At 73.8% G+C, this 21,312-nt stretch carries 14 protein-coding genes and 2 pseudogenes; 9 read left to right on the top strand and 7 right to left on the bottom strand.

Annotated elements, in window-relative coordinates; all coding sequences use genetic code 11:
• Positions 1-1,136: 1,136 nt before the first annotated feature.
• Both ACIQOU_RS01470 and ACIQOU_RS01465 read left to right on the top strand, forming a co-directional pair.
• The gene (locus ACIQOU_RS01470) at positions 1,137-1,553 is read left to right on the top strand and encodes a C40 family peptidase (RefSeq protein WP_401532907.1); all 417 of its coding nucleotides are present in this window, start codon (positions 1,137-1,139) and stop codon (positions 1,551-1,553) included.
• Positions 1,554-1,678: 125 nt separating this feature from the next.
• Entirely contained in the window at positions 1,679-2,056 is a 378-nt protein-coding gene (locus tag ACIQOU_RS01465; protein ID WP_401532905.1) for a nuclear transport factor 2 family protein, read from the top strand.
• A gap of 156 nt (positions 2,057-2,212) precedes the next feature.
• Here the strand turns inward: ACIQOU_RS01465 and ACIQOU_RS01460 are convergent.
• Positions 2,213-2,492: pseudogene (locus tag ACIQOU_RS01460) on the bottom strand (IS630 family transposase); the annotation flags it as partial.
• A gap of 342 nt (positions 2,493-2,834) precedes the next feature.
• Between ACIQOU_RS01460 and ACIQOU_RS01455 the strand changes: the two are divergent.
• The 5 genes and pseudogenes from ACIQOU_RS01455 to ACIQOU_RS01435 all read left to right on the top strand — a co-directional run.
• A complete protein-coding gene (locus tag ACIQOU_RS01455; protein WP_401532904.1) occupies positions 2,835-3,431 on the top strand; it encodes a TetR/AcrR family transcriptional regulator in 597 nt (198 codons plus the stop codon).
• Positions 3,432-3,463: 32 nt separating this feature from the next.
• Positions 3,464-4,699: a GDSL-type esterase/lipase family protein gene (locus ACIQOU_RS01450; protein WP_401532902.1), complete on the top strand. Its 1,236-nt coding sequence runs from the start codon at positions 3,464-3,466 to the stop codon at positions 4,697-4,699.
• A gap of 300 nt (positions 4,700-4,999) precedes the next feature.
• Positions 5,000-5,908, top strand: a complete 909-nt coding sequence (locus ACIQOU_RS01445) for a 5-dehydro-4-deoxyglucarate dehydratase (protein WP_401532900.1) — start codon at positions 5,000-5,002, stop codon at positions 5,906-5,908.
• Complete coding sequence (locus ACIQOU_RS01440) at positions 5,905-7,161, top strand: glucarate dehydratase family protein (RefSeq protein WP_401532899.1); 1,257 nt, start codon at positions 5,905-5,907, stop codon at positions 7,159-7,161. Before ACIQOU_RS01445 ends, ACIQOU_RS01440 begins: the two co-directional genes overlap by 4 nt.
• Positions 7,162-7,223: 62 nt before the next feature.
• Positions 7,224-7,382, top strand: a pseudogene (locus ACIQOU_RS01435) (helix-turn-helix transcriptional regulator); the annotation flags it as partial.
• On the opposite strand, the gene ACIQOU_RS01430 reads toward ACIQOU_RS01435, so the two are convergent.
• Positions 7,357-8,211 (bottom strand): LysR family transcriptional regulator, encoded by an 855-nt coding sequence (locus ACIQOU_RS01430; RefSeq protein WP_401532896.1) that lies wholly within the window; start codon positions 8,209-8,211, stop codon positions 7,357-7,359. The pseudogene ACIQOU_RS01435 and the gene ACIQOU_RS01430 sit on opposite strands and share 26 nt — an antisense overlap.
• 68 nt (positions 8,212-8,279) lie before the next feature.
• Between ACIQOU_RS01430 and ACIQOU_RS01425 the strand changes: the two genes are divergently transcribed.
• Positions 8,280-9,179 carry an EamA family transporter gene (locus ACIQOU_RS01425; protein WP_401532895.1) on the top strand — a complete coding sequence of 300 codons (900 nt, stop codon included), beginning with the start codon at positions 8,280-8,282 and terminating at the stop codon, positions 9,177-9,179.
• A 157-nt stretch (positions 9,180-9,336) separates the two neighbouring features.
• Here ACIQOU_RS01425 and ACIQOU_RS01420 read toward each other — a convergent pair whose 3' ends face one another.
• Genes ACIQOU_RS01420 through ACIQOU_RS01405 form a run of 4 tightly spaced genes read right to left on the bottom strand, consistent with a single transcriptional unit; the run spans position 9,337 to position 19,092 of the window.
• Positions 9,337-9,939, bottom strand: coding sequence for a GNAT family N-acetyltransferase (locus tag ACIQOU_RS01420; protein WP_401532894.1), 603 nt, complete (start codon positions 9,937-9,939; stop codon positions 9,337-9,339).
• A 53-nt stretch (positions 9,940-9,992) separates the two neighbouring features.
• Complete coding sequence (locus tag ACIQOU_RS01415; RefSeq protein ID WP_401532892.1) at positions 9,993-10,820, bottom strand: SDR family NAD(P)-dependent oxidoreductase; 828 nt, start codon at positions 10,818-10,820, stop codon at positions 9,993-9,995.
• Positions 10,817-18,232, bottom strand: coding sequence for an SDR family NAD(P)-dependent oxidoreductase (locus ACIQOU_RS01410; RefSeq protein ID WP_401532890.1), 7,416 nt, complete (start codon positions 18,230-18,232; stop codon positions 10,817-10,819). The genes ACIQOU_RS01415 and ACIQOU_RS01410 overlap by 4 nt, the downstream gene beginning before the upstream one ends.
• Positions 18,229-19,092: an aromatic amino acid lyase gene (locus ACIQOU_RS01405; RefSeq protein WP_401532889.1), complete on the bottom strand. Its 864-nt coding sequence runs from the start codon at positions 19,090-19,092 to the stop codon at positions 18,229-18,231. Before ACIQOU_RS01405 ends, ACIQOU_RS01410 begins: the two co-directional genes overlap by 4 nt.
• 259 nt (positions 19,093-19,351) lie before the next feature.
• Between ACIQOU_RS01405 and ACIQOU_RS01400 the strand changes: the two genes are divergently transcribed.
• On the top strand, positions 19,352-19,975 hold the full coding sequence (locus tag ACIQOU_RS01400; protein WP_401532887.1) for a helix-turn-helix domain-containing protein: 624 nt from the start codon (positions 19,352-19,354) through the stop codon (positions 19,973-19,975).
• A 150-nt stretch (positions 19,976-20,125) separates the two neighbouring features.
• On the opposite strand, the gene ACIQOU_RS01395 is transcribed toward ACIQOU_RS01400, so the two are convergent.
• A complete protein-coding gene (locus ACIQOU_RS01395) occupies positions 20,126-21,040 on the bottom strand; it encodes an IclR family transcriptional regulator C-terminal domain-containing protein (protein ID WP_401532885.1) in 915 nt (304 codons plus the stop codon).
• Positions 21,041-21,312 lie beyond the last annotated feature (272 nt).

Raw genomic sequence — 21,312 nt, 5'->3', positions numbered from 1 at the left:
CGCCGTTCCAGACCCGGAACTCCCCCACCACAACGCCTCAAGCCTGGCCGCCCTCCCAAACAGGAGCCCAGCCCGCAACCCCTCCCGCCACACAGGCCCAGGCCTCCGCATCGGCACCGCAAACGCCGTTCCAGACCCGGAACTCCCCCACCACAACGCCTCAAGCCTGGCCGCCCTCCCAAACAGGAGCCCAGCCCGCAACCCCTCCCGCCACACAGGGGCAGGTCTCCACATCGGCACCGCAGTCGCCGTTCCAGTCAGGGAGTTTCCCCTCGCCGGCGTCCGAAGGCTGGCCGTTCCCGCAGGCTGGGGGGCAGTCCGCGTCCTTGCCCGTTGCGCGGGCGCAGGCCTCCGGGTCGAACCCGCAGTCACCGTTCCGGACGGGGAGTTTCCCTTCGCCGGTGTCCGGAGTCGGGCCGTCTCCGCAGGCAGCGGGCCAACCCGCGTCCCTCCCTGCCCCGCAGCCTCAGATCTCCACGCCGAACCCTCAACTCCCCTTCCAGGCAGGCCCTTTCCCCTCGACCCCGCCCACCACCGGACCGCCCCCGCAGGCAGCCGCCCAACCCGCGCCCCTCCCCACCCCGCCAGCCCAAGCCGCCGCCCCTCAACTGCCGTTCCAGGCAACCACGTTCCCCTCAGCCCCACCCACCGCCGGGCCGCCCCCACAGGCAGCCGCCCAACCCGCGCCCCTCCCTGCCCCGCCAGCCCAAGCCGCCGCCCCTCAACTGCCTTTCCACACAGGCACGTTCCCCTCGGCCATGCCCGCAGGCGGGCCGCCCCCGCAGGCGGCGCCGCTGCCCGCCGCACAGGCCCAGGCCCCCGCATCCGCGCCTCAACCGCCGTTCCAGACAGGGAACTTCCCCTCGGCCACGTTCGAGACCGGGCCGAGTCCTCGGTCGGCGGCCCAGCCTCAGCCCCTCCCCGTCCCGCAGCCGCAGGCCGCCGCTCCGGCCGGGCCTCAACCCGCCCCCGCCCGGCAGGAACCGCCCGCTCCCTCGGCGGCGCCCCAACCCGAGCCGGTCCCCTCTTCCACCCCGCCGCCACGACCCGCCGTTTTTCAGTCGGCTCCGTGGCCCGAGGCCGCCGAACAGGCCAGGCGGGCGGCCGAGGAGGAGTGGCGGCTTCGACAGCCGAGCGTGCTCGACACCGGCGTTGCCGAGGAGCCCGCGGCTGCGGCGCCTGATGCCAAGGTCGTCTCCAAGGCCGACCGGGCCATCGCCTTCGCCCGGGCCCAGATCGGCAGGCCCTGTGTGTGGGGCGCCGCCGGTCCGGGCTCGTACGACAACGGGAGCCTCGTCCAGGCCGCTTGGCGCAGCGCCGGGGTCGAGTTGCCGCGGCTGGCGCATGCGCAGGCGGGAGCGGGGACGATGGTTCCGCTGGCCGAGGCCCAGCCCGGGGACCTGATCTTCTTCCACGACAACTTCAGCCACGTGGGCCTCTACACGGGCAACGGCGAGATGATCCACGCGCCGGGTCCGGGCGCGGCCATCCGCGAGGAGTCGGCCTTCTACGCCGGGGAGGCCGCGCTGCGGATCGCCGTTCGCCCCGCGTGAGCCCCGGTCCCCTCCGGTGGCCACTCTCTCCGCCGCTGGTGCGGTGACCGGGTTGATTCACCGTGGTCGGGGAACGGCTCGCGAAGGGCGAGCGCGGGCCTCAAGGCGGCTGGTATTACTGGTACATGCAGGAAGAAAACGCACGGTCCGCGATCGACACGTTCATCTCCGCGTTCAACGCCTCGGACGACAGCTATGTGACGGGGCTGCTCGCCCAGGCCCTGACCTCGGACGTGGTCTTCTGGGGACCGTTGGGCCGCAGTGAGGGGATCGAGGCGGTCGAGCGGTTCGTGCTGGACATCCGGCGCCACCCCGCGGGGACCGGCACGATGGTGCGCTGTTCGGCGGTGGACATGCCGGACGAGTGGGCCCGGTACGAGTGGGTCTTCACGACGCCGGACGGAGGCCCCCGCCTGGCGGGAACTGACGTCGTCCATCTGCGACGGAGTCTCATCGACCAAGTCATCGTCTTCGCGGGGGAGATCGAGCCGTCCGCCTCCTGAGTCCTTCCTCTCCGGCGCCGCCGTTCTCTTGCACCGGCCCCGTTCGGGGCTCCGGGGCTGCCCGGCCGAGGTCGTCTTCACACCGCTTCGGCCGTCCGCGCCCGGCCACGAGCGGACCGATGACGCGCTGTGGCTGCGGCAGTTCGCAGCCGGTCGGGCTGCGGTGTCGAGGGGGCGTCCGTCCCAGCGGATGCCCTTCGCCCTTCGGATGCGGGCGCGTTCCTCGCGTTCGGCGACAGGACGTCACGGCAGCGGGCGCTGGCGTTGCGCAGGAGTGCACAGGCGTGCAGGGCTCGCGTCCGCACAGCTGGTGAACCGCCTCAGCGGGCCGAAGCGGGCCTCGACAGGGTTGGCCCAAGAGGCACGTGGACGGGGGCGGCGTCGGGCCGGGCGGCCCGGCCGACTTGAGCGCGGCCAGGGTGTTCGCGGCACCTTTCTACCGTGTCCTCGTCGGCCGCCACCAATTGGGCCATCACCGGCACCCGATTCCCGCCGCCAACACCCTCTCCCTTCCGTGAGCAGGCCTCCCCTCAGCTAGCGCCTCTTCCCTCCGAAAGCCCCTCTCTCCTTCGCTAGCCCCCCTCTCCTTCGCTACCCCTGCTCTCCTTCGCTAGTGCCCCTCTCGTTCGTTAGAGCCTCTAACTCCCGCCCGGCGGGCGCCCCTGCAATCCCATCCCCCTCGCCCCGCTCCCCCTCGCCGCCTCCCTAGAGCTGAATCCCGTTTGCCTAAAGGCTTTAGGCAGATTCATACTAGGGCGTGCCGAGTGGAGGTTGGGGCATGGTGCGTGTGGGGCTTACCGCTGAGCGGTTGGCGTTGGCCGGGGCCGAGTTGGCCGATGAGGTCGGGTTCGAGCAGGTGACGGTGTCGGCGTTGGCCAGGCGGTTCGATGTCAAGGTCGCGAGCCTGTACTCGCATGTGCGCAACTCGCACGACCTCAAGACCAGGATCGCCCTCCTCGTGCTGGCGGAGATGGCCGACCGGGCCGCCTCCGCGCTGGCCGGGCGGGCCGGCAAGGACGCGTTGGTCGCGTTGGCGAACGTCTACCGCGACTACGCCCGCGCGCACCCGGGCCGTTACGCCGCGAGCCGGTTGCGACTGGACCCGGCGACGGCCGCCGCCAGCGCCGGGGTACGGCACGCCCAGATGACCCGGGCGGTGCTGCGCGGCTACGACCTCACCGAGCCGGACCAGACCCACGCCGTCCGGCTGCTCGGCAGCACCTTCCACGGTTACGTGAGCCTGGAACTGGCCGGCGGTTTCAGCCACAGCGCCCCCGACTCGCAGGAGAGCTGGACGCGCGTCCTGGACGCCCTCGACGCCCTCCTGCGCGCCTGGCCCGCAGCCGCCCCACCGGCGCCGTCCCACGCGTCCTGAGCGACAGGCCGAGAAAGCGACAGGTTGAGAACATGAGCACCCCCGCCTCCCCCAACACCCCTGCCTCCCCCGGCACCCCCATCACCGGCCGCACCCCCGCCCCCGGCTGGATCTCCACCCCCCTCACCGCCGGCCTGCTGCGCGGGGCCCTCGACGTCGAGCGGACCGCGCACGGTCTGCTGCCGCACCGGCTGCCCGCCCGGGCCCGCGCCCAGTGCGACGACCCGCAGCTCGCGATGGTCGAGGCGCAGCCCTCCGGCGTCCGGCTGGTGCTGCGCACCCGGGCCACCGCGATCGAGTTGGACACCCTGCCCACCAAGCGTGTCTACGCCGGTGTGCCGCCCCGGCCCGACGGCGTGTACGACCTGGTCGTCGACGGCCGCCTGGCCGGTTCGGGGAGTGTCCCGGGCGGCAACGTCCTCGCGCTCGACATGGCCACGGGGAGCGCGGAGTTGACGCCGGGGCCGGTCGGCACGCTGCGCTTCGACGGGCTGTCCGGCGCCGACAAGGTCGTCGAGATCTGGTTGCCGCACGACGAGGCCACCGAACTCGTCGCCCTGCGCACCGACGCGCCCGTGGCAGCCGCGCCCGCCTCCGGCCGTGCCGTCTGGCTGCACCACGGCAGTTCGATCAGTCACGGCACCTTCGCCGCGTCCCCCACCACGACCTGGCCCGCGATCGCCGCCTCGCTGGGCGGCGTCGAGCTGATCAACCTGGGGCTCGGCGGCAGCGCCCTGCTGGACCCGTTCACCGCGCGGGCCCTGCGGGACACGCCGGCCGACCTGATCAGCGTCAAGATCGGCATCAACCTCGTCAACGCCGATCTGATGCGGTTGCGGGCGTTCACACCGGCGGTGCACGGGTTCCTGGACACGATCCGCGAGGGGCATCCACAGACGCCGTTGCTGGTCGTCTCGCCGGTGCTGTGCCCGATCCACGAGAACACGCCGGGTCCCTGCGGGGTCGACTTCGGGGCGATGGCCGAGGGGCGGTTGCGGTTCCGGGCCCTGGGCGACCCCGCCGAGCGGGCGGCCGGGAAGCTGACGCTCACCGTGATCCGCGAGGAGTTGGCGAAGATCGTCGAACGCCGTCAGGCCGACGACCCCCATCTGCACCTCCTCGACGGCCGCGCCCTCTACGGCGACCAGGACACCGCCGAACTGCCGTTGCCCGACGACCTCCACCCGGACGCGGCCGCCCATCACCGCATGGGCGAACGGTTCGCGGCGCTGGCCTTCGGCGAGGACGGCATCTTCCAGAAGTCCTGAGCCTCCTGGCCCCTTGGCCCCTTGGCCCCCACCAGCCCCAGCTCCAGCCCCCCTCAACCGTCGGGAAAGAGCGGTTCTTCAACGAGGTCGTCGCCCTGCGTGGGTGGCGGCCTCGTTCCGTTTTCCCCGCCCGTCGGCGCACCCACCCCCCTGTGCAATCTCCCCGTCATGTCTTGACATGCAGGAGAAACGGTTCATACCTTGGGCGATCATTTAGATTCATGAAGATGGTTCACGAATATGAACGTAGGTGTCCGTGCCGGGGACCCGGCGCGGCTTTCCCCACGGTTCGAGGGAGTCATGAAGTTCCACGGAGTGCTGTTCTTCCCGGTGACGCCGTTCGCGGCGGACGGTTCGCTGGACGAGGACCTGCTGGCCGCGCACATCGGGTCGGGGGTCGCGGCGGGCGCGGGCGGGGTGTTCGTCGCCTGCGGAACCGGCGAGTTCCACGCGTTGACGCCGGACGAGATCGAGCGGGCCACCCGGGTCGCGGTGACCGTCACGGCGGGCCGGGTGCCGGTGCTGGCGGCGGCGGGCGGCCCCGTCCCGGTCGCGCGCGACCACGCGGCCCGGATCGAACGGGCGGGCGCCGACGGCGTTCTGCTGCTGCCGCCGTACCTGGTGAGCGCGCCGCAGCAGGGGCTGGTGCGCTACGTCGAGGAGGTGAGCGCGGCGAGCGAACTGCCGGTCGTCTTCTACCAGCGGGGCACGGCCCGGCTGACCGAGGAGACGGCCGCGACGATCGCCGCGCTCCCGAAGGTCGTCGGCCTCAAGGACGGCATCGGCGACATCGAGCAACTGCACCGCGTCGTCCGCGCGATCCGGGCCCTGCCGAACGGCGCCGACTTCGCGTTCTTCAACGGCCTGCCCACCGCCGAGCTGACCGCCCCCGCCTACCGGGGCATCGGCGTCGGCCTGTACTCGTCGGCGGTGTTCGCGTTCGCCCCGGAGATCGCCGTCGCCTTCCACCGGGCGCTCTCCGCAGGGGACGAGACCCTGGTGCGGACGTTGCTCGACGAGTTCTACGGCCCGCTGGTGCGCCTGCGTGACGAGGTGCCCGGATACCCGGTGGCGCTGGTCAAGGCCGGTGTCACCCTGCGCGGTCTGGACGTCGGCGGCGTCCGGGCCCCGCTGCTGGACCCCACGCCGGACCATGTGGCCCGGCTGGCGCACCTGATCGACCACGGCTTGGAGGCTGTCCGCGCATGAGCATCACCGGCACGAAGATCCGGGAACTGATCGTCACCCCGATCGCGTTCCGTGACCCGCCGCTGCTCAACTCGAACGGCGTCCACGAGCCCCTCGCCCTGCGCTGTGTCCTCCAACTCGTCCTGGACAACGGCACGGTGGGACTCGGCGAGTCTCCCGGCGGGTCGGCGCGGCTGGAGCGACTTGAGGCGGCGGCCGAGGTCGTCGTCGGGATGGACGTCTTCGACACCACGGCCGTCATGGCGGCGATCGACGCGGCGCTGCTGGCGACGGTGCCCAGTTCGCACGAGCGCGGGTGGACGTCGTCGGCCGTGGAGGTGGCCTGTCTGGACGCACAGGGCAAACTCCTCGACCGGCCGGTCAGTGATCTGCTCGGCGGGCGGGTCCGGGACGCGGTGCCGTTCGCGGCGTACCTGTTCTACAAGTGGGCCGAGCACCCGGCCCTGGACGGCCGTGCGGCGGTCGGCGACGACTGGGGTGCCGCCCTCGACCCGGCCGGGATCGTCGAGCAGGCGCGGCTGATGCAGGAGCGCTACGGGTTCCGTTCCTTCAAGCTGAAGGGCGGGGTGTTTCCGCCGGACGAGGAGATCGCGGCGATCCGGGCGCTGGCCGAGGCGTTCCCCGGGGAGCCGCTGCGCCTGGACCCCAACACCGCCTGGACGGTGGAGACTTCACGGTACGTGGCCCGCGAACTGGACAGTGTCCTGGAGTACTTGGAGGACCCGACCAGATCCATCGCCGGGATGGCGGAGGTGGCGAAGGAGTCCCCGCTGCCGCTGGCCACCAACATGTGTGTGATCGCCTGGGAGCATCTGCGGCCGGCCGTCGAACAGGACGCCGTCCAGGTACTGCTGACGGACCATCACTACTGGGGCGGGCTGCGGCGCACCCGTGAACTGGCCGCCGTCTGCGAGGCGTTCGGGATCGCGCTGTCCATGCACTCGAACTCGCACCTGGGCATCAGCCTCGCCGCGATGACCCATGTCGCCTCCGCCCTCCCCCGCCTCGACCACTCCTGCGACACCCACTACCCGTGGAACGTCGCCGACGACGTGATCCGGCCCGGCGTCCTGGAGCTGCGCGACGGCGAGGTGAAGGTGCCGACCGGGCCCGGGCTCGGCGTCGAGCTGGACCACGAGGCCCTCGCCCGGCTGCACCAGCTGTACCTGGAGTCGGGGATGCGCGACCGCGACGACACCGGCTACATGCGCCGTATCGACCCGGAGTACGAACTACGCCTGCCGCGCTGGTGAGTTGGTGAGTTGCCAGCGGCTGCTGGAATTGTCCTGGAACGAGCACACCGGCACGGTCGGCCTCGCGGCGGGCGGTGCACAAGCACGTCGCGAACATCTACCGCAGACTCGGCACCCGGGACCGGGTCGGCACCGTGCTGCGCGCCCAGCGCCTCGGTCTGGTCCCGGCCGCCCCCGCCCGGCCCGGCCCGCCGGTCAGTCGCCCCGGTACAGGTCGCTGAGGAGTTCGACGACGGCCTGGGTTTTGGGGTGCGGGTCGTCGCGCCACCAGGCGAGGCGGACGGCGATGGGTTCGGCGTCGCGCACCGGCCGGTAGACGATGCCGGGGCGCGGGTACTGGTGGGCGGTCGACTCCGCCGTGATGCCGATGGCCCGGCCACCCGCGATCAGGGTGAGCCAGTCGTCGACCTCGTGGACCTCCTCGATGACCGGCCGGGTCTCCGACGGCCACAGGTCGGGTGTGGTGGTGCCGGTGCGGCGGTCCATCAGCAGGACCCGCCCGGTGAGTTCGGCGAGCCGCACCGAACGGCGCCGGGCCAGCGGGTCGTCGGCGCCGAGGGCGCACAGCCGCCGTTCCAGGCCGACGACGACCTGTTCGAACCGTTTCTCGTCCAGGGCCCGGCGGACCACGGCCAGGTCGCAGCCGCCCTCGGCGAGACCGGCGGTGGCGGTGTTGACGCGGACCAGGTGCAGGTCGGTGTGCGGGTGGGCGTCGGACCAGCGGCGTTGGAAGGCGGAGGTGTGGCGGCCGACCGCCGACCAGGCGTAGCCGATGCGCAGGTCGGCGTGGCCGGAGGTGGCCGTGCGGACCAGTCCGTCGACCTCGGCGAGCACCCGGCGGGCCTGCGCGATCACCCGCAGTCCGGCGGGGGTCGGGGCGAGTTGGCGTGAGGTGCGGCGCAACAGCCGTATGCCCAGGGTGCGTTCGAGGGAGGCCAGGGTGCGGGAGACGGCGGCCTGGGAGAGGCCGAGGGCGATCGCCGCGTCGGTGAATCCGCCCTCGTCGACGATGGCGACCAGACAGCGCAGGTGCCGGATTTCGACATTCATGACTCCAGCGTATGAATCATGGCGCGCATGCATTTTGCGCACCACAGGGCGCGGCGCACGATCGGTCCATGCGTCGCCTGCCCGCACCCTCCCGTTCGGTCCCTGTTCCGTCGCCCGTCCCGGCCCCGGCGCCGGAGGGGCAACGGCTGCTCGGCGTGGTCACGATGGTCGGCAGCGGTCTGTCGAACCAGACCGGCGCCGCGATCGGTTCGCTCGCCTTCCCGGTCATCGGCCCGGTCGGGGTCGTCGCGGTCCGCCAGTACGTGGCGGCGGCCGTGCTGCTCGCCGTCGGGCGGCCCCGGTTGCGGTCGTTCACCTGGCGTGAGTGGTGGCCGGTGCTGGGGCTCGCGGTCGTCTTCGGGACGATGAACCTGTGCCTGTACACGGCGATCGACCGGATCGGGCTCGGTCTGGCGGTGACGCTGGAGTTCGTCGGCCCGCTGGCCATAGCGCTGGCGTCGGTGCGGCGCCGCACCGACGTGTGCTGTGCGGTGCTGGCCGCGGCCGGGGTCGTCACCCTGATGCGCCCGAGCCCGTCGACGGACTATGTCGGCATGGGCTTCGGGCTGCTCGGGGCGGCCAGTTGGGCGGCGTACATCCTGCTCAACCGGACGGTGGGCAGCCGGATACCCGGCGCGCAGGGGGCCGGGGCGGCGGCGGGCGTCTCGGCGCTGATGTTCCTGCCGGTCGGGATCGTCGTCCTGCTCACGCGTCCGCCGACCCTCGCCTCGCTCGGGTACGCGGTGACGGCGGGCGTGCTCTCCTCGGCGGTGCCCTACCTCGCCGACCTGGTCACGCTGCGTCGGGTCCCGGCCCAGGTGTTCGGCCTCTTCATGAGCGTCAACCCGGTCCTCGCCGCCGTCATCGGCCTGGTCGGCCTCGGCCAACGGCTCGGCTGGACGGAGTGCGCGAGCATCGCCGCGATCGTCACGGCCAACACCCTGAGCATGGCCACCCGGCGGGGGTGAGGGGTCAAGTGGGGTGCGGGGGTGGGCTGTTCGGGCTGCTGGTGTGACCGGTGTTGGGGACCGTCGTCTCGGAGGGCTCGGCAACTCGCCTCACGGCCGCGCCCGTTGAACGCACCGGAGGCGTGCCCTCGCCAACAGGGCGGTGCGTTGCGGGTGTTCAGTGGCCGGTGTCGGGGTCCTGGTCCGGGCGGAGGGACGGGACGTCGAGGTCGGCGGGGCGCAGACGGTAGACCTGGAGGCGCAGGCCGTAGTACTTGTCGGTCTCCCCCACCCACTCCATCCCCACCCGGCGCGCGGTGGCCGCGCCGCGTTCGTTGCGGGGGCGTACGACGGCGAAGAGTTCGTCCACGCCGGACGCGAAGGCGTAGTGGGCGACCGCGTGCCCGGCCTCCGACGCGAGGCCGCTGCCCCAGGCGGCGGGGGCGAGCTGCCAGCCGATCTCCAGATCGCGGCGGCCCGGCGGCATGGCCAGCAGGGTGGTCCCGCCGATCACGGTCCCGTCGTCACGCCGCTCGATCGCCCAGCGTCCCTGGGGTGCGTCCAGGGCGGCGCCGAGCGAGATCCAGCGGGCGATCAGCTCCCGCATGGCCGCCGCGTCCGGCACCCGTTCCAGGGCCGGGGCCAGCCAGCGGGCGACCTCCGCGTCACCGTAGACCCCGAGCGCGGCCTCGGCGTCCTCGACGGACCAGCGGCGCAGCACCAGCCGGGGCGTGGTGATCCGCGTTCCCTCGATGACGACCCGGTGCTCGCGTGCGGCCATAGGGGCACGGTACCCCCGGCTCCCCCGTCCGGCGCGGCGAGGCAAGGGCGGGGTCAGGCGCGTCCGGCGGCCGCGACGAGGCCCGCGAGGTCGTCGTCGTGGGTGAGATAGCGGCCGGTGAGCGCGTCGGCCTCGCCCCCGATCAGCCGCAGCAGGTTGGCGATCGCCGCGTCCAGCGGGGTGTAACGACCGGCCTCGCGCTGCTGGCCGAGCCAGGTGTCCACCCGGCGCTGCCACGGGTTGTCGCTCTGCGGCGCGGCCGCCCCGAGGCCGACGTCGACGATGCCCGGGTGGTAGCTGAACGCGCTGATGCCGTGCGGGAGGAGTTCGATGGCGAGGTTCTCGGTGAGCTTGTTCACGGCGGCCTTGGACACCGAGTAGGCGCTGAGGTGCGGCCACCGGGTGTGTCCGGCATGGCTGGAGAGCGTGACGACCCGCCCCCGGCCGCGTTCGATCATGCCGGGCAGTACGGCCCGGCAGGCCGCGAGGGCGCCCCCGAGGTTGACCTCCAGGGCGTGCCACCACTGGGCCGGGTCGTTCTCCCAGGCCGGTCCTGCGGGGCCGCCGACCCCGGCGTTGTTGACCAGCACGTCGATCCCGCCGAGCCGTGCCGTCGCCAGCTCGACGGCCTGGACCAGGTCGGCGTCGTCGGTGACGTCGGCGGCGGCCGTGACGACCTCGGGGCCCCGGTCGAGTCCGGCGGCGGCCCGGTCGAGGGAGGCGGCGTCCCGGGTGGTCAGCACCAGGTGGGCACCGGCCGTGTGCAGGGCCTCGGCGGTGGCCCGGCCGAGCCCGCCTGCCGCGCCGGTCACCATGACCCGCAGCCCGGCCAGGCCCGTCGTCTCCTCGGACATCACCACGTCCTCCACGATGACGCTCAACTCCCTTGATCGATATGGTCGTTCGCCATCGACGCGGACAACTCCCGGTGCAGGCGGTCGGCCAGGGCCCGCGGTGCGGGGTGGTCGAAGACGAGGGTGGCGGGCAGCCGCAGACCGGTCAGGGCGCTCAGCCGGTTGCGCAGTTCCACCGCCGTCAGCGAGTCGAGACCGGCCTCGTGCAGGCTCCGTTCCACGGGCAGCGCGTCGGCGTCCCGGTGCCCGAGCACCTCGGCGGCCAGCGCCCGCACCTCGGTGAGCAGCCGTGCGGCCAGCTCGGCCGAAGCCAGCCCACGCAGGTCAACGGCGGCTGCGGGCACCGCCGTTGGAGCGGGTAGCAGGCCTCGCAGCAGGGCGGGGGCGCCCCGGGTGCGGAGCCGTGTGAGGTCGAAGCGGGCGAGGGTGAGGGCCGGGTCGTCGTGCCGGAGGGCCTCGTCGAAGAGGGCCAGCGCGAAGGCGGTGGGCAGGGGCAGGACACCGTCCGGCGCGGTGCCGTCGCGGTCGGCGGCGGCGGTCATGCCGGAGAGTTCCTCCCACAGGCTCCAGGCGAGGGACTGGGCGGGCAGTCCGGCGGCCCGGCGTTGTACGGCGAAGGCGTCCAGGAAGGCGTTGGCGGCCGCGTAGTTGCCCTGCCCCCGGCTGCCGAGCACCCCGGCGAGGGAGGAGAACAGCACGAACGCGGCCAGCTCGGTGTCCCGGGTCAGCTCGTGCAGGTTCAGGGTGCCGTCGACCTTGGGGCGCAGCACCCGTTCGACCTGGTCGGCGTCGAGTCCGGTGACCACCCCGTCGGCGAGCACCCCGGCCGCGTGCACGACGGCGACCAGCGGATACCGGTCGGGCACCTGGGCGAGGGCGGCGGCGAGGCCGTCCCGGTCGGCGACGTCACAGGCGGCGACGGCGACCTCGGCGCCCCGTTCCTTCAGCTCCACGAGGAGCGGCCCGGCGTCGCGCGCGCCGCTGCGGCTGGTGAGCAGGAGGCTGCGCACGCCGTACGCGGTGACCAGGTGCCGGGCCAGCAGCGACCCGAGCGTGCCGGTGCCGCCGGTGATCAGTACCGTGCCGCCGCTGAGGTCGGGCCGGGCGGTGCGCGCCGGGGCGATGGGCGTCAACTCCGGTGCCTGGAGGCGCCGTTCACTGATCCGTACCTGTGGCTGTCCGGCCCGTACCGCGTCGGCCAGCCGGGCCGGGTTCCAGGCTGCGGTGCCCGGGTCGTCCGTCTCGACGAGCAGGAACCGTCCCGGGTGCTCGGACTGCGCCGTCCGCACCAGGCCCCGCGCCGCCGCACCGGCCGGGTCGTCGCTTTGGGTCAGCACCACGAGGGGAACGTCGGCCGGGCGGTCGTCCGCGAGCCAGCGCTGCACGTGGGCCAGCGCGTCCAGCGTCGCCGCCCGCACATCGCCGGGCGTGGGGGTGCACAGGACGGCGTCGGCGTCGGCGAGGTCGACCAGGTCGGCGGGGAGACCGAGGTGGTCGGTGCCCAGCAGCGCCCACCTCGGCGCGGGGGCGGGCAGCGGGGCGGCGAGTTCGCTCCAGCGGGTCCGGTACACCGAGTCGGCCGGCAGGGCGGCGGTCAGCTCGCGCAGGGCGACCGTGCGCAGGCCGAGGGTGCCACGGAAGAACGGTTCGCCCTCGGGGGTGGTGAGGGTGACGGTGTGGGTGTCCCGGCCGCTGGGGGTCAACTGGGCGTAGGCGTGGGTGGGTTGGGCGTCGCCGGTCCACACGTCGTGCCACACGAACGGCAGCGACACCTGACCGTCCGAGGCCGGTGCCGTCAGGGCGAGGGCGTGCAGGGCCGCGTCCCCGAGCACCGGGTGCAGTCCCGGCCCGGTGAATCCGCCGGGCGCCTCCTCGGGCAACCGCAGCTCGGCGACGAGGTCCCGGCCGCGCCGCCACAGCCCACGCACCGCCCGGAACGCCGGACCGTACGTGTAGCCGCGCCCGGCCAGCGCCGCGTAGTCGACGTCGATCTCCTCGGCGTCGGCCGGAGGCAGCGGCCCGGTGAGCGGCTCGCCCCGGGTGTGCTCGCGGCTGCCTTGGACCGTGCCGTGTGCGTGCCGTCGCCAGGGGGTGTCCGGTCCCTCCGGTCTGCTGAACACCTCGACCGACCGCCGGTCCGGGTCCATGACGACCTGGAGCTGCGCCGCGCCCTGCCGGGACAGCACCAACGGTGCCTCGATGACCAGTTCGCCGAGTCCGGCGTGGCCGGTGGCGTGTGCGGCGCGCAGCGCGAGGTCGAGGAGCGCGGTGCCGGGCAGCAGGCAGGTGCCGTTGACCGTGTGGTCGGTGAGCCACGGCTGTTCGACGGGGGAGATCCGGCCGACGGCGACGGACTCGCCGCTGCGGGCGGAGGCGACCGGCGCCCCGACCAATGGATGCCCGGCGTGCGCGCGGTGCCCGGAGGTCGCCGTCAGCCAGAACCTGCGCCGACGGAACGGCGTCGTCGGCAGCGGCACCGGCCGCCCGGCACCGGCGATGAGGTCGACGCCGTTCCCGCTCCGCGCGTACAGCTGGGCGGCGGAGGTCAGGAACCGGGTGGGGCCGCCGTCGTCGCGGCGCAGGGTGCCGGTGACGACGCCGGGGGTGCCGTTCCGTTCCAGGGTCTCTTCGATCCCGGAGGTCAGCACCGGGTGCGTGCTGGACTCGACGAAGACCCGGAATCCTTGCGCGACGAGGTGCTCGACGGCCGGGTGGAACCGCACCGGCTGGCGGAGGTTGCGGTACCAGTAGGGGCCGGTCAGGGTGGTGGCGTCGATCCAGGCGAGGTCGGTGGTGGAGTACATCGGCACCGTGGGCGCCTGGGTGCGCACCTGACCGAGTCGGGCGATCAACTCCCGTTCCAGGGGCTCCACTTCGGGGCAGTGCGAGGCGTAGCCGACGCGGATGCGGCGGGCGTGGACGCCGTCCATCGCGCACTCGGTGAGCAGTCCGTCGATCGCCAGATCGCTACCGGCGACGACGGTGGTGGACGGGCCGTTCAGCGCGGCGACCCAGAGCTGGTCGGGCCAGCGTTCCAGGAGCCAGTCCAGCTGGGCGCCCGACGCGGCCACCGACGCCATACCGGCACCGGCGCCGAGTTCGGCGATGACCTGGCTGCGCACGGCGACGATCCGGGCGGCCTCCGCGAGCGACAGCGCACCGGCGACGCACGCGGCGGCCAACTCGCCCTGGGAATGGCCGAGTACGGCATCCGGCTCGACGCCACGCGCACGCCATAACGCGGCCAGCGACACCATCACCGCGAACAGCGCGGGCTGCACGACATCCACCCGGTCGAGCCGGTCCGCGCCCCCGGCCAGCACCTCGGTGAGCGACCAGTCGACGTGCGGCGCGAGGGCCTCCTCGCAGGCGCGCAGGGCGGCCGCGAACGCCGGTTCGGTCGTCAACCCGGCCGCCATGCCCGCCCATTGGGTGCCCTGGCCGGGGAAGACGAACGCCACCTTGCCGTCGATGCCGGCGGCCCCGGCGACGACATTGCGCGCCGGTCGCCCCTCGGCGACGGCCCGCACCCCGGCGAGCAACTCCGCGCGGTCACCGCCGATCACGACGGCTCGGTGGGGGAAGTGGGCGCGTGTCCGGGCGAGCGCGTGGGCGAGGTCCACCGGTGCGACGTCCCCGGCGACCGGGAGCAGCCGGGCCGCCCAGTCCCGCAGCCCCTCGGGCGACGTGGCGGACAACGTCCAGGCGACGGCGGGGAGTTGGGCGTCGTTGGACTTGGTGTCGGGCTCCGGTTCGGGGGGTGCCTCCAGGATCAGGTGGGCGTTGGTGCCGCTGACGCCGAAGGAGGAGACGGCGGCGCGCGGCGGCCGGTCGTGGTGCGGCCACGGCATGCTCTCGGTGAGCAGCCGGACGTCCCCGCTCGCCCAGTCGACATGCGGCGACGGCGCGTCCACGTGGAGTGTCCTGGGCAGGGTGCGGTGCAGCATCGCCTGCACGGTCTTGATGACGCCGCCGACCCCTGCGGCGGCCTGGGTGTGCCCGATGTTGGACTTCAAGGAGCCCAGCCAGAGCGGGGTGGTGCGGCCCTGCCCATAGGTGGCGAGCAGCGCGCCCGCCTCGATCGGGTCGCCGAGCCGGGTGCCGGTGCCGTGCGCCTCGACCGCGTCGATGTCGGAGGGGGTGAGCCCGGCGTCGCGCAGGGCGAGCCGGATCACCTCCTGCTGTGCGGTGCCGTTGGGTGCGGTGAGGCCGTTGGAGGCGCCGTCCTGGTTCACGGCGGAGCCGCGGAGCACGGCCAGCACGCGGTGCCCGGCACGGCGGGCGCGGGAGAGCCGTTCCAGTACCACCATGCCGACGCCCTCGGCCCAGCCGGTGCCGTCGGCGGCGGCGGCGAACGCCTTGCACCGCCCGTCCTGGGCCAGCGCGCGCTGCCTGCTGAACTCCACGAACGTCTGTGGCGTCGCCATCACCGCCGCGCCTCCGGCCAGCGCCAGTGCGCATTCGCCCCGGCGGATCGACTGCGCCGCGAGATGCAGGGCGACCAGGGACGAGGAGCAGGCGGTGTCGACGGTGAGCGCCGGGCCGCGCAGCCCGAGCACATAGGCGATCCGTCCGGAGGCGACGCCGCCACCGGTGCCGGTGCCGATATAGCCCTCCAGATCGCGGGGCACCCGCTCGGGATCGGTGACGTAGTCGTGGTACATCAGCCCCGCGAACACGCCGACTGCCGTGCCGCGCAAGGACGTCGGGTCGATGCCCGCGTGTTCCAGGGCTTCCCAGGAGGTCTCCAGGAGCAGCCGGTGCTGCGGGTCCATCGCCAGCGCCTCACGCGGCGAGATCCCGAAGAACTCGGGGTCGAAGTCGGCGACGTCCCGCAGGAATCCGCCGCGCCGGGTGGCGGAGGTGCCGCCCCGGCCGGGGTCGGGGTCGAAGAGCCGGTCGAGGTCCCAGCCCCGGTCGTCGGGGAAGCCGGAGGTGGCGTCGACGCCGTCGGCCACCAGCCGCCACAGCTCGTCGGGGGACGTGACACCACCGGGGTAACGGCAGCCGATGCCCACCAGCACCACGGGGTCGTCGTCGGGCCCGGTCGGCGCGGCAGTCGTCGCCAACTGTTGTGGTGCGCCGGTGAGTTCGGTCCGCAGCTGAGCGGCGATCGCCCGCACCGAGGGGTGGTCGAACGCGAGCGTCGCAGGCAGCCGCAGCCCGGTGGCGGCGGCGATCCGGTCCCGCAGCCGCACCGCGTCCACCGAGGTGAGCCCGTATTCCCGCAACGCCCGATCCGGCTCAACTCCCTCGCTCTGCCCGAGGAGTTCAGCGACCTCCCGGGCCACGAGGCCGACCAGTGTCCGGCCGAGGTCGGCCCCGGAAACCCCGGTCAGGTCCACCCGGGACTGCGGCCGCTGCGGCGCGTCGGCCGACGCCGACCCCACGGAGGCGACCAGTGTGCTGCCCGGCCGACTCAGGGCGACGTCCACGGCGTTGCGGACACGGTGCCCGGTGAGGCCCTCGGCCAGCAGCAGGGTGGTGGGGGCGGCGCCGGTCACGGCGAGGGTGACGGTGGTGCCGGTGACGGTGAGGGTGATGCCGGGGGCGGGTCCGGTACGGGGTGGGGTGCGGGGTGCGGTGGTGGGGCGGACGTCGTGGGCGGTGACCAGGTGACCGGCGATCAGGTGGGCGAGGTCTTCGGCGACTCCGGCGTCTCCGGTGCCGTTGGCTGCTCCGGCGGGTGCGGCAGTCCCCGTGGCTTCCACGGTCCCGTCGGCTCCCGCGTCCCCCGCGTGGGCGGCGTTGACGGTGAGAGTGAGGCCCGCGAACGGGCTTGCGCCAGGCGGTAGTTGGGTGACCGGCACCGTGGACAGGGCGCCGTCCTCGGCCAGGAGACGCAGGCCGTCCGGGGGACCCGCGAGGGCCAGGAGGCGGCCGGGGAGGCTCGTCAGGGGCTTGCGGGCGATCTTGCCGGTGGGCGTTCTCGGCAGCGCCGGCACGGTGCGGATCTCCACCGGCACCTTGAAGTGGGCGAGGTCCCTGCGGCAGCGCGCGAACAGGTCCGCGCAGTCGACGCCGTCGGCCTCGGGCACCACCAGGGCCACCGGGACCTGGCCGAACTCCTCGTGCGCCGCCCCGGTGACGGCGGCCTCGCGGACCCCGGGCACCCGGGCGAGCACGGCCTCGATCTCGGTGGGGTGGACGTTCTCGCCGCCCCGGATGATCACGTCGTTGCGGCGGCCGGTGATCCAGAGGTAACCGGCGGCGTCGCGGCGGGCGAGGTCACCGGTGCGGTAGCGGCCGTCGCGGAGCACCTCGGCGGTGACCTCGGGCAGGTTGTGGTAGCCGAGCATGACGTTCGGGCCGCTGACCCAGACCTCGCCCTCCTCCCCGGTGGGGACGTCGGCGCCGGTCTCCGGGTCGACCACCCGCAGGTCGAGCCCGGGCACCGGCTGCCCGCAGGAGCCCGGCACCCGGGGGCCGTCCGGCCGCATCGCGGTCATCGTGCCGCTGGTCTCGGTACTGCCGTAGCTGTCGGTGAGCCGGACGCCGAACGCGGCCTCGAACGCCTCGGCCAGCGCGGGCGTGCTGACCGCACCGGCGATGAAACACACCCGCAGCGCGGGCAGCGTGAGCCCCTCCGCACCGGCGGCATGGACCAGGTTGTGGTAGATCGTGGGCACCCCGGCCAGGAACGTGCAGGGCCTGGCGCGCAGTTCGTGGAGCACGTCGGCGGCGGAGAGTCCCGGCATCAGATGCGCCGAGGCGCCGACCGCGCTCACGCCGATCACGCAGAGGTGGTGGCCAAGGGTGTGGAACAACGGCAGCGGCCACAACACCGTGTCCTGGTCGGACAGTTCGACGATGGGAACGTAGCAGTGGGCGACGTTCCACAGGGCGGCGCGCAGCGTCGACAGCACGCCCTTGGGGCGGCCCGTCGTCCCCGAGGTGTAGAGCAGGAACGCCGGTTCGTCCAGGCCGAGATCGTCGCGGGGCGCCTCGTGGGGTTCACGTGCGATCAGGTCCTCGTAGGCGAACGCGTCCGGGCTGTCGTCGTCGACGACGATCAGGTGCCGGGGCCCGGGCGGCAGCGCCGCGCGCACCTGATCGGCGTGCGCGGCGTCGGTGATGACGGCGCGGGCGTCGCTGTCGGCGAGCAGATACCCCAACTCGGCGTCGGAGGAGTGCGGGTTGACCGGCACACCGACGCAGGCGGCGCGGTTCACGGCGAGGTAACTCTCCACCATCTCCACGCGGTTGCCCAGCAGCAGCGCCACCCGGGCGCCCCGGGGCACGCCGAGGGCGGCGAGTCGGCCGCCGAGCCGCGCGGTGCGCCGTTCCAGTCCGGCATAGGTCACCGCCCGTCGCGCGTCGGAGAACGCGACCTTCGCGCCGCGCAACTCCGCGTGCCCGCGCAGTAGTTCGGGCAGCGGACGGATCAGGTCGGCGTCCGGGACGGCGGAGGCGCCCGCGCCTTCTCGCGGTGCGGTCATGACAGGGGGCCGATGGCCGACTCGACGGCGGTGAGGACGGCGCCCGAGCCGACGAGGTGGACGGCGGTGCCGATCTCGGACGCCAGGTACCGGTCGGGGCCCGGGCCACGGACACCGGCGGAGCGCAGGAGCGCGACGACCGCGCCGGTGGCGGGGGCCGGTGCGAGGGGGGCGCGCAGGTCGAGGGCGAGTTCGCGTCCGGCGACGGTGGCGGGGTGCTCGACGGTGTCGCGGGCGGCGCCGTGCACCTGGGGCGAGCAACGCGGCGCGTAGGCGTCCTGCACGCGGGTGCGGTCGGGGCCGCGAGGGGAGGCGACGATGCCCGAACCGGCCAGGGTCGCGGTCAGGTCGCCGGAGCAGCCGGGGGAGCCGTACTCGCGGACCACCGGGGTGATGCCCGCCGACAGCAGGGCGGCGAGCAGTTCGGCGGTCTCGGCGCGGACGCCGGTGTGGCCGGTCGCCGGCGTGGACAGGCGCAGCAGCATGCCGCGCACGACGTCCCGTTCCACCTCGGGCCCCGATCCGGCGGCGTGCGAGCGGACCAGGGAGCGTTGTAATCGGGCCCGTTGCCCGGGCGGGATGTGCCGGGTGGCCGGCGCGCCGAACCCGGTGGAGATGCCGTAGGCCGGGGTCGGCCCGGAGGCGAGGTCCGCCACCACGGCCCGGCCCTTCTCCAGCACCGCGAAGGCGTCGTCCCCGAGGTGCACCGGCGCGTCGTCCCGGGCGACGGCGGTGACGTCGGCGAAGGAGAGCGGTCCCGTCCCGACGGTCACGGGTGCGACGGTCGCGGGTGCGACGGTCACGGGTGCGACGGTCACGGCCGCGAGGAGGGCGGCGTCCCACGTGAGGTCACTGTTCATGGCGGGTCTCCAGGTCGTGCTGTTCACGGCGTCCGGAGCTGGGGTGGGGGGTGTGGGGGCCAGCTCGTCATGGCCGAATCGCGGCAGGTGCCACGGCCCCGCGGGTGGGGGAAGGCGGAGCCGGGCTGCCGTCAGCAGACCCTCTCGAACCGTCACGCGTCACCCTCTCGTGCCATCCTGCGGCACAGGCGCGGGCGCGGGCCGTGGCGGTCCCACCTGCGTCGGACGGACCCTCACCCCCTACCCCTACAGTGGGGGCGTGTCTTCAGGAAACGCCGTGGTGGCGCGTAATGTGCGCCTCCTCAGAGAGCAGCGGGCTCTGTCCCTGGCCGAGTTGGCCCGGCAGGCGGGGCTGGCCAAACAGACCCTGTCGAATCTGGAGCAGGGCACGGGCAACCCCACGGTGGACACGCTGTTCGCCATCGCGGCGGCGCTCGGCGTGCCGGTCACCCGGCTGGTGGCGGGGCGGGAACAGGTCATGACCGTGCAGCACGGCGAGGACGTCGTCTGGGAGCAGCACGGCGGCTACGAGTCCCGCGCGCTGGACCACGTCTACGGCTCCGGCGTCATCGAGAACTACGTGGTGCGCATCGGCCGGAAGCTGCGGGGCGCGAACGCGCCGTCCGACCCGCACCCGGTGGGCACGCTGGAGCATCTGTACGTCATCAGCGGGCGGGTGCGGGTCGGGCCCGTCGACGGTCCGGTGGAGCTGGCGGCCGGGGATTTCGTGCGCTACCCGGGCGACCAGCCGCATGTGTACGAGTCGTTGGACGGCGAGAGCCTCGTCCACATCGTGGTGAGCGTCCCCCGGGCCCAGCCCGTCACCGGCGCCACCACACCACCCCCACGCTTCCGCGCAGCCCCACGAAGCAAGCCCCGCTGACCGAGCCGACGCCACGGCGGACGTCGTCCGGGAGGGGCCGGCCCGGGACAGCGCGCGGGCCCCTGTCGATACCGCCTGGCGAGGTCCGCACCCACGCCGGACGCGTCCGTGCCGGGTCCGGTCTGGTCCGGTCCGGTCTGGCGGTCGAGGTCAGACCCCCGACAGTGCGCCCGCCCCGGTCGGGACCGTCTGGCGGGCTCGGGCCGAGGTGACGGCTCGGCCTGCCTCGTGGGCGACTCGGCGCAGGGCCGGGGCGAACCGGGCGGCGTCGAAACGGCGGTCGGCCGCCGCGATGGACAGGGCCGCCACGGGTCGGCCCGCCGGGCCCATGATCGGTACGGCGACGCAGGTCAGGCCGAGAACGGCCTCCTGGCGGTCGTAGGCGATGCCGTCCCGGCGGACCCGGCCGAGCGCGGCCCGGAAACGGCCGGGGTCGGCGAGGGTGTACTCGGTGCGCGCGGTCAGGCCCGCCGTGATGGCGGCCTCGGCGGCGTCGTGGTCGAACGCCAGCAGCACCTTGCCGACGCCCGTGCAGTACGCGGGCAGCCGGGCGCCGATCCGGGCGGGCGAGCGGGCCGCCCGGTGCCCGTGGAGCTTGTTGACGTAGACGACGTTCGTGCCGTGCAGCACCGCGAGGTGGACGGTCTCGCCGGTCAGCTCGTGCAGGTCGGCCAAGTGCGGTAACAGCCACTCCTGGAGCAACGGCGTGGTCGGGCCGTAGGCGCGGCTGCCGATGTCGAAGAGGCTGCCGCCCAGCCGGTAGTTGCTGCCGGCCCGCTCGACGAGGTCGTTGCGCTGGAGGATGCCCAGCAGCCGGAAGGTCGTCGACTTGCTCATCCGGGTGCGGCGGGCCAGCTCGCTCACGCCGATCTCACCGTCCAGCTCGGCGAGGGACTTCAGCAGGGTGAGCGCCTTGTCGACCGCCGTCTGCGGCTCGGGCGCGGTCTGTGGTTCGGGCGTGGTCTGTGGCTCGGGGGCGGGGGGAGGTCCGTTGTCCGGTGCGGGGGCCGGCGCGCGGTCGGGCGCGGGGTCGCTGCGGTGCGGGGGTGGGGGGTGGAGTGGCATGGGGGAGGCTCCGATGACGATCACGACGACCATGGCGAACCAGCGGCACAATAGAATGGACGCACGTCCAATGTAGGTGGCTGATTCCGGGATGTAAACGGTCCCGGGCCCCTGTCTCGCGGGGGCGCGGGCGCGGCGCGTGCGGGGGCGGGCGGGGTCGTCGGGGCTGGTCGCGCCGTTCCCCGCGCCCCTTATCGGCGTTGCCCGGCCGGGGGTTGGGCTGTGGCCCCCAATTCCCCTTCTGGGGGTGCCACTTGCGGTTGTCGGAACGG

Origin of the sequence: Streptomyces sp. NPDC091279 (assembly GCF_044757465.1) — a bacterium.
Classification (GTDB): domain Bacteria; phylum Actinomycetota; class Actinomycetes; order Streptomycetales; family Streptomycetaceae; genus Streptomyces.
The sequence above is the reverse complement of the archived record's forward strand: the minus strand, read 5'-3'. Positions and strand labels throughout refer to the sequence as shown.